Source organism: Rikenella sp., from assembly GCF_056799795.1.
Genome location: NZ_JBQIQO010000011.1, coordinates 54,972 through 62,843, shown reverse-complemented (window position 1 = coordinate 62,843; position 7,872 = coordinate 54,972). Strand labels below are relative to the sequence as shown.

Below are 7,872 nucleotides of genomic sequence, written 5' to 3'. Positions count from 1 at the left end.
ACCCCCCCACCGCTTTACGCCGTTCTAAACCCCTCTGACGGCGTAAACGACGTCTCGTAAATGGTTTCTTTTCTTTACATCGCATTCTCTTTCCTCAACGATCGAGATAAGGAGATGCAAAAATGCGGAAAAGGAGGAGAAAATATCTGGACTACTTCTTTGCGAAGAAATCTTTCACCTCTTCGTTCGGAACGATCTCGGTTTTGAACGTATAAGCCCCGGTCTTTTCCGACTTCACCATTTTGATGCATTTGGTTACGTTCTTGCCGTTTGCGGCGGTTTTGAGCGTAGCGACTACTTTCTTTGCCATGACGATTATTTAATTTCGCGGTGAACGGTCACGCGTTTCAGAATCGGATTGTATTTCTTGCGTTCCATCCGATCCGGCGTATTTTTCTTATTCTTGGTGGTGATGTAACGGGACATACCCGGCATCCCGCTCTCCTTGTGCTCGGTGCACTCCAGGATCACCTGTACGCGGTTTCCTTTTTTAGCCATTTTTTTCGATCTCTCGGACTAACGGTTAGTAAATCTTCGGCAGCGCAGCAGCGTTTTTCAGTGCTTTGCTCAAGCCGTTCTTGTTGATGGTACGCATAGCAGCCGCCGAAATTTTCAGCGTCACCCAACGATTTTCCTCTTCGAGGAAGAACCGTTTGCTCTTCAGATTCGGGCTGAACGTGCGCTTGGTCTTCTTGTTCGAGTGCGACACGTTGTGTCCGCCCTGCGCCCCTTTCCCGGTGATTTGACAAACTTTCATTGCTTTTCAGGTCGGTTGAATGAATAAAACAGAGTGCAAATTTCGGTATTAAAATTCGAATTATCAAATTTTTTCGGTCGCGAGGGCGATTTGGGGCCAGAGTTCCGACAGTTCGGTGTAGCGGAACGGAACGGCGTTCAGGATGGCGGAGCCGTCGACAGGGGTGTGGGGGGCGATGACGGCGCCCATGGAGGGAAAGAGCGGAACGCTCGTTTTCAGCAGCCAGCGGGGCACGCGAAGGGTGGGTTCGGAGCGGCCGACGGCCTGGGCGATGGCTCCTAAAAAACGCCGGAACGAGAGATTTTCGGCTGACAGGATGTATCGTTTTCCCCAGGATTCGGGATTTTCGGCCAGCAAAATCATGGCGCGTGCCACGTCGGTGGCGGTGACGAAAGCGGTTTCGCCGTCGAGCCAGAACCGGTTGGCCCCTTTGCGGGCTGCCCGGAAAAGACCGTTCAGCCAAAAGCCGGTTTCCGGGGCCTGGAGGCCGACGATGACGGCCGGATTGACGATCACGACGGGCAGTCCGTGTGCCGCGGCGCGCCAGACTTCGTTCTCGGAGAGGAATTTGCTCCGGGCGTAGGGCGATGCGCCGGCGAGGTTCTCCATGATCGCCCTCTCGTCGATCCGGCCGGAGGGCCCGGCGGCGTGTCCCAGCGCGGCGATGGAGCTGACGTGGACGAACAGCGGACGGGGGGGGGCCGATGGCATTTCGAGGGCGGCGGTGGCGAGGTTGTGGGTGATTTCGACGTTTCGGCTCACTAATTGTTCGCCGTTGTGGGCCGAGCCTACGGCGACTTGGGCCGCGCAGTGGAAGATCGTGTCGGGGCGGCAATCGGCCAGGGTTTGCCGACAGTCATCGATATATTCCAGCGCGGCGACCGATTTCCGGTATGGCTCTCTGTCGAGTTTTTCGTGCCGGAGGAGCCATTCGAGGCGGTTCCACGAGGTTTCGGAATGCGCGACGGCTGTAATTTCGCAGCGTTCCGCTGGGTCGACCGACTGGTTGCGGCGCAGCAGTTCGGCGATCAGGTGACTGCCCACCAGTCCGGTGGCTCCGGTGATGAGGAGGTTTTTCATGGCGGTCAGATTTTGTAGTAGCATTTATAGGGGTCGACGGCTACGAGGCCTTTGGCGCGGAGCTGGCCCACGAGGCTCGATGCCTCCCACAGGGGTACCTGCCACAGGTCGGCCAGGGTCTCGGCATCTAACCGCTGTCGTTCGGGAAAGGCTTCGTAGGCCATCCGCTGCCGCTCGGTGAGCGCGGAAAGGGAGGGGGCTTCGGTCGTCGCCCGGGGCGGTTCGGCCGACCAGTTCAGGGTGTCCCACACGTCTTCGGCGCTCTGGTACAGGATAGCTTTGTTCGACCGGATGAGCATGTTCGTCCCTTCGCTGGCCGGTGCGTCGATGGGGCCGGGAAGGGCGAAAAGTTCTTTGTGGTAGCTGGATGCGATGTCGGCGGTGACTAACGAACCGCCGCGGGCGGCCGATTCGACGACGATGGTGGCGGCGCTCAGCCCGGCGATGAGCCGGTTGCGGCTGAGGAAGTTGCCGCGGTCGATGACGGTGCCGGGCGGCATGTCGGAGACGATGGCGCCGCCGGATTCGAGGATCTGGCGGGCGAGGTAGTAGTGGCTCCGGGGTACGATGTCGTCTACCCAGCCGGCCATAATGGCGACGGTGCGGAGCCGGTATTTCAGGGCGGCGACGTGGGCGGCTTTGTCGATGCCGAAGGCCAGACCGCTGACAATGACGGTGTCGGAGCTCCGCAGGGAGAGGTCGCGAACGACGCGTTCCGTGGCGGCGGTGCCGCCGGGTGTGGCGTTCCGGGTGCCGACGACGGAGAGCCAGTGACCGTTGTTGAAGTCGATATCGCCGCGCACGTACAGCACGCAGGGGGCGTCGGGACATTCGGCGAAGGCGCGGGGAAAGGTGTCCATTTCGTTGGTCAGTACGCGGACGCCGGTGCGTTCGCAGAGGTCGAGCACGCTCCGGGCACGGGCTTCGCTGGCGTGAGAGGCGACGCGCTGGGCCAGACGCAGGGGCAGACCGGCGCTCATCAGCTGCTCGATGTCGGCTTCCATAACGGCGTCAGCGCTCCCGAAGGTGTCGAGCAACTTCCGCATGTGGCGGCTCCCGATGCCTTCGACCAACGACAAGGCTATACTCTGTTTCATCTCGTAAAGATAACGATATTTCTGCCTGTCGTTCTTTGTGCTGGAGGGTACTGTTCTTTTTGTGAACAAAAAGAACCAAAAAAACTTCAGACGGATGCTTCGCATCCTCAAGCTGCCGGCGGCCCAAATCTCGGTTTATTCGTTGGGCTGTAGTTTTCCGGCGCAGCGCGCTAATAATGGGCATAATACCCTAAGCGCGCTCGCCGAGAAAACCCAGCCCGACAGACTCGCGAAGACTGCGGACTGCGGAGCCTAAGGAGTAGCGTAGCTAGCATAAAAGTTTACCTTAAGGTTTCCTCCTTGCGCCTCGGCCATTCAAGTAAACTTGATGGCAACTCGGCTGCTACGTCGGTTTTGGTGCCGCTTTTTACAAAAAGCGGCAGTTCCGTCCGGCACCAAAAAGCGTCAGGGGAAAAATCGTTATCTTTACGACATGGCACTATTGACAAGCGACACCCCGTTGAGTTCGGCACTGGAGCAGCATCCCAGTCTGATCCCCCTCGTGAACCGGTTCGGCATTCGGCTCGGATTGGGTGATCGGACCCTTGCCGCCGTGTGCGACGAACATCGGCTCGATCCGGAATTCATGCTTCTGCTCATGAACACCTACCTGTTCGACGAGTATTTTCCCGAACAGCGTCTCAAATCGTTTCACGTCAGCCGAATCGTCGATTACCTGAGCAAAACCAACGCCTATTATCTGCACTACCAGCTGCCCAACATCGAGCGGCACCTCGCCCGGCTGATCGCCGGCGGCGGCGAAAACAGCCAGCTCGCTTTGCTCGGGCGGTTCTTCGAGCGGTTCAAGGAGAGTTTGATCGCTGCCATCGACTACGATGCCGAGGTCTGGTTTCCGTATTGTGCCGCTTTGAGCGCAGGGACGGTGCCGCAGGGGAGTGTGCCGAGGCCTTGCCCGGCGCCTCAGACCGCTGCGGACGAAGAGGAGGATCCGACCGTCGGGCTACTGCGCGACCTGCGCAGCATCATGGTGCGCCACCTGAGCGGCGAATACGATGACAATCTGGCCTATGCCGTCATCTTTGCCATCGGGAGCATCGAACGCGACATCCGCCAGCACAACCGCATCCGCGACCGCATACTCACCCCTTTGATCGATGCCTTATGCCGCGCATAGCCGTTGTCTTGTCCGACCTGCTGCAACGCGCCGGGCTGGCGGCCCTGCTGGAACGCTATTTCGCACCGGTGGAGGTCGAATGTTTCGCCGCCGTGGACGACGCTTTGCGCGAGGAGAGAGCCTTCGACCTCTATTTTACAGACAGTGCGGCGTTCGCAACCGAAGTCGATTTTTTCCTGACCCATCGGGCGCGCTGCGTGATTCTCGCGCCGCAGGAGAGCGGCGGTGGCGGCTGCGAGACCCCGTATGTCGTATCGACCCGTGGCACGCTGGAGGAGGTGGTGGAGCAGATCGGGCGACTCTGGCGAGACGACCGGTCGGAGGACGAGAAATCTTCGACCGACCTCTCCGGGCGCGAGGTCGAGGTGCTGCGTCTGGTGGTCAGCGGAGCGATCAACAAAGAGATTGCCGACCGGTTGCACATCAGTCTCAATACCGTCCTGACCCACCGCAAAAATATTACTGCCAAACTCGGCATCAAAACGGTTTCGGGACTGACCCTCTATGCCTTGATGCACGGCTATATCTCGGCGGACGACATGCCGCTTTGAGGTGCGGGACGTATAAAACGAGAGGCTCGACTGAATGGTCGAGCCTCTCGTTTTGCTATGGGACGAGGGCGGTTTACAGATGTAACACCTGCCTCCGGTTCGCCCCGCGGCGGTAGGAGATATGTACCCAACGGTAGTGGGCTTCGTCGATCAGTTGGTCGAATTCGATCGTTCCGGCCCGTTGCAGCTCTTCGATGCGGCGGAAAAACCGTTCGTTGGCTGCCGGAGCGCCCACGCTCAGGTCGGCTGCCTCGCCCCGCATGTGTTGCGACGTCGCGACACCGCCCACCGCTGCGTTCAGCTCCGGTGACCGGTAACCGCTATTGACCGTCACGGGAGCTCCCCACGCGGCGCGGATCGGGTCGAGCAGCTCCTCGATCAGGGTTTGCAGTCGACCGGCCGCCTCGTTCGGCGGTCGGTTGTCGATTCTCCGGGCTGCCGCCGTCGCCGAACGGCACAACTCCTCTACCGTAAAATACTTCATATCCTTTTATATAGTTAATCGTTGCGCCGTTTCCGGCCCGTGAAGCGGACGACTGGGGCGAGTCGTCCGTCGGCGGAGCGTTCGTACAGGATGTACGACTGTTCGCTGCCCGAGCCCTCGTCTGCGTGCTGAAACCATTTGTCGGAGTACCGGAAACGGAGCCGATTCTCGCCATCGAGCGTTATCTCCTGCGGGCGGAGGTTCTGGATCAGGTCGATCGCTTCGTCGAACGAAGCCGGAAGAACGACCGGTCTCGACAGGGTGTCGGCTGCGCGGAGCGTTTGTTGCAGGGTCTCCATCGCGACGGCCGGAGAGGAGGGGAGGGTTCGGCGCGTCAGGGGGGTGTGGCCGGCGCTCGGGAGGAGGGGGAGGGCCAGGAGGAACAGGCGCAAAATAGCGGATCTCATCGGAATTCGACAAATAAAGGGTTAAAGGTTGACACGACTTTTATTCCCGACGTTCCGTTGCGCTTCGGCGACCTTTTCCAACTCGCCGAGGGCTTGGGCTGAGGCTTCGCGCATCAGGACGAGCCGGCAGCCGCAGCACGGACAGACGAAATCCCGACCAGGATCGAGCAGCGATTCAGGTCGGCGGGGATCAGGGTGGAGTAATCGGGGCAGGGAATGCCGGTCGGACGGCCTGGGTGGGTGAATCAGGGGCTCGCGGTGCGGAGCCTCTGTTGCGAAGATAGAATCGGTCTCTGCTGCGGGCTGCGGGCGGTTTGCGAATGGCTCGTTCGGGTTTGCGAGGGGACGAAAAAAGGCTTCGGAAAAAATTCCGAAGCCTTTTTTTGTTGAGGATACTAACGATACTAATCCGCCGCCGCAAAACCCTTGATCCGTTCCGCCAGGGATTCGGCATCGATGCCGCACGCCCGCTGAAGCTCGCCCACCGCTCCGTGTTCCACGAACCGATCCGGCAGCCCCAGCCGCACCACTTCCCGCACGGCCCCGCCCAGCAGGTTCCGGTCGGACAGAAACTCCAACACCGCCGAGCCTACGCCCCCCGCAATCACCCCGTCCTCGACCGTCACCACCCGTCGATAACCTCGCGTCGCGATCCGCAGCAGCAACTCCTCGTCCAGCGGCTTGGCGAACCGTAAATCATAGTGCGCCACCGCAATCCCCTCTCCGGCCAAAGCCTCCACCGCCTTAGCCGCCTCCAGCCCGATCGCGCCGATGGAAAGTATCGCAACATTCGCGTTTTCAGGCTCGTTCAAAATACGTCCTTTCCCCACTTCTATACGCGAAAAGGGTGCCCCGAGCACTTCCCCCGCCGCAAAGGCCCCGCCCCGCGGATAGCGGATCACCCACATCCCATTGTTCGCCAGCGTCGCCGTGTACATCAGGTTCCGCAACTCCATGGCATCGATCGGCGCCGCGATCGTCAGCTCCGGAATCCCCCGCAGCAGAGAAAGGTCGAACGCCCCGTGGTGCGTCGCCCCGTCTTCCCCCACCAGCCCGGCACGATCCAGGCAGAGCACCACCGGCAGCCGCTGCAAAGCGGCGTCGTGGATGATGTTGTCCACCGCTCGCTGCATGAACGACGAGTAGATGTTGCAGAACGGCACGCGTCCCGCCGCCGCCAGCCCCGCCGAAAAGGTCACGGCGTGTCCCTCCGCGATCCCCACGTCGTAGGCCCGATCCGGCATCCGCTCCATCAGCAGGTTCATCGAACAGCCGGTCGGCATCGCCGGCGTAATGCCCACGATCCGCTCGTCCGCCTCCGCCAGCTCGACCAGCGTGTGGCCGAATACCTCCTGAAACTTCAGCGTTTGCATGCCGGATTCGGCCTTTGCGGCTGCAAACCGTTCGCCTGTCTCCGGATCGAACTTTCCGGGTGCGTGCCACTCGGTCTGATCCCGCTCGGCCGGCGCATACCCCTTCCCCTTGACTGTCAGCGTATGCAGGATCTTCGGCCCCGGCAGACTCCGCAGGTCGCGCAGCGCCCGCACGAGTGCCACGACGTCGTTCCCGTCCACCGGCCCGAAATACCGGAAATTGAACGATTCGAAGAGGTTGCTCTGGTGCAGGAAGAACGATTTGGCGCCATTGACGATCTTCTGGATCATCCGCCGCAGCCGCGGTGTCCGATCCAGCGCGCGCCAGGTCGTATCCTTGAACCAGTTGTAATGGCGCGAGGTGCTGATCTCCAGCAAAGCCTCTTTCAGTGCCCCGACGTTCGGGTCGATCGAGATGCGGTTGTCGTTGAGCACGACCAGCAAGTCGTTCGCCGGATCGGCACCGGCGTTGTTGAGCCCTTCGAAAGCCAAGCCGCCGGTCATCGCTCCGTCGCCGATCACGGCCACGCACTTCGCTCCCCCGCCCGTCTCGGTCTGCATGCCCCGCAGCAGTCCCAGCGCGGCCGAAATCGAAATGGAGGAGTGTCCCGCTCCGAAAGCGTCGAACGGGCTCTCGCTCATCTTCGGAAAACCGCTGATGCCGCCCAGCTTGCGGTTGGTGTGGAACCGATCCCGCCGACCGGTGATGATTTTGTGGGCGTAGGCCTGGTGCCCCACGTCCCAGACGAGTTTGTCGTTCGGGGTGTCGTAGACGTAGTGGATGGCCACGGCCAGCTCCACTGCTCCGAGGCTGGAGCCGAGGTGGCCCGGATTGGTCGATACTTCGCGGATGATGAACTCCCGCAGCTCGGCGCAGTAGGCCGGCAGCTCGTCGATGGCGAGTCGTCGCAGGTCGGCCGGCGAGTCGATCCGGTCGAGGTAGGTGGTGGCTTGCGTCTTCTTTTCGGCTGTGGGCATAATCACAAAG

General features: G+C 60.8%; 10 protein-coding genes. 2 read left to right on the top strand and 8 right to left on the bottom strand.

Annotation, left to right across the window (positions count from 1 at the left end; translation table 11 throughout):
• Window positions 1-151: 151 nt before the first annotated feature.
• The 5 genes from ACTO3O_RS04505 to dprA form a co-directional block, all read right to left on the bottom strand.
• Window positions 152-310, bottom strand: coding sequence for a DUF4295 domain-containing protein (locus tag ACTO3O_RS04505; protein ID WP_083377613.1), 159 nt, complete (start codon window positions 308-310; stop codon window positions 152-154).
• A gap of 5 nt (window positions 311-315) precedes the next feature.
• Window positions 316-498, bottom strand: a complete 183-nt coding sequence (gene rpmG / locus ACTO3O_RS04500) for a 50S ribosomal protein L33 (RefSeq protein WP_294591950.1) — start codon at window positions 496-498, stop codon at window positions 316-318.
• A 25-nt stretch (window positions 499-523) separates the two neighbouring features.
• Window positions 524-757 (bottom strand): 50S ribosomal protein L28, encoded by a 234-nt coding sequence (rpmB, locus tag ACTO3O_RS04495; RefSeq protein ID WP_294591952.1) that lies wholly within the window; start codon window positions 755-757, stop codon window positions 524-526.
• A gap of 63 nt (window positions 758-820) precedes the next feature.
• Window positions 821-1,837: an NAD-dependent epimerase/dehydratase family protein gene (locus ACTO3O_RS04490; RefSeq protein WP_297830320.1), complete on the bottom strand. Its 1,017-nt coding sequence runs from the start codon at window positions 1,835-1,837 to the stop codon at window positions 821-823.
• Window positions 1,838-1,842: 5 nt separating this feature from the next.
• Entirely contained in the window at window positions 1,843-2,934 is a 1,092-nt protein-coding gene (gene dprA, locus ACTO3O_RS04485; protein WP_297830322.1) for a DNA-processing protein DprA, read from the bottom strand.
• Between the two features lie 433 nt (window positions 2,935-3,367).
• Here dprA and ACTO3O_RS04480 point away from each other — a divergent pair, with 433 nt between their 5' ends.
• Complete coding sequence (locus ACTO3O_RS04480) at window positions 3,368-4,069, top strand: helix-turn-helix transcriptional regulator (protein ID WP_297830324.1); 702 nt, start codon at window positions 3,368-3,370, stop codon at window positions 4,067-4,069.
• Window positions 4,057-4,620 (top strand): response regulator transcription factor, encoded by a 564-nt coding sequence (locus ACTO3O_RS04475; RefSeq protein WP_297830326.1) that lies wholly within the window; start codon window positions 4,057-4,059, stop codon window positions 4,618-4,620. Before ACTO3O_RS04480 ends, ACTO3O_RS04475 begins: the two co-directional genes overlap by 13 nt.
• Before the next feature lie 73 nt (window positions 4,621-4,693).
• Here the strand turns inward: ACTO3O_RS04475 and ACTO3O_RS04470 are convergent, their stop codons facing one another.
• The 3 genes from ACTO3O_RS04470 to dxs form a co-directional block, all read right to left on the bottom strand.
• Window positions 4,694-5,104, bottom strand: coding sequence for a D-Ala-D-Ala carboxypeptidase family metallohydrolase (locus ACTO3O_RS04470; protein ID WP_297830327.1), 411 nt, complete (start codon window positions 5,102-5,104; stop codon window positions 4,694-4,696).
• 14 nt (window positions 5,105-5,118) lie between these two features.
• On the bottom strand, window positions 5,119-5,511 hold the full coding sequence (locus ACTO3O_RS04465) for a hypothetical protein (protein WP_297830329.1): 393 nt from the start codon (window positions 5,509-5,511) through the stop codon (window positions 5,119-5,121).
• 404 nt (window positions 5,512-5,915) lie between these two features.
• Window positions 5,916-7,862, bottom strand: coding sequence for a 1-deoxy-D-xylulose-5-phosphate synthase (gene dxs, locus ACTO3O_RS04460; protein WP_297830348.1), 1,947 nt, complete (start codon window positions 7,860-7,862; stop codon window positions 5,916-5,918).
• Between the last annotated feature and the right edge of the window lie 10 nt (window positions 7,863-7,872).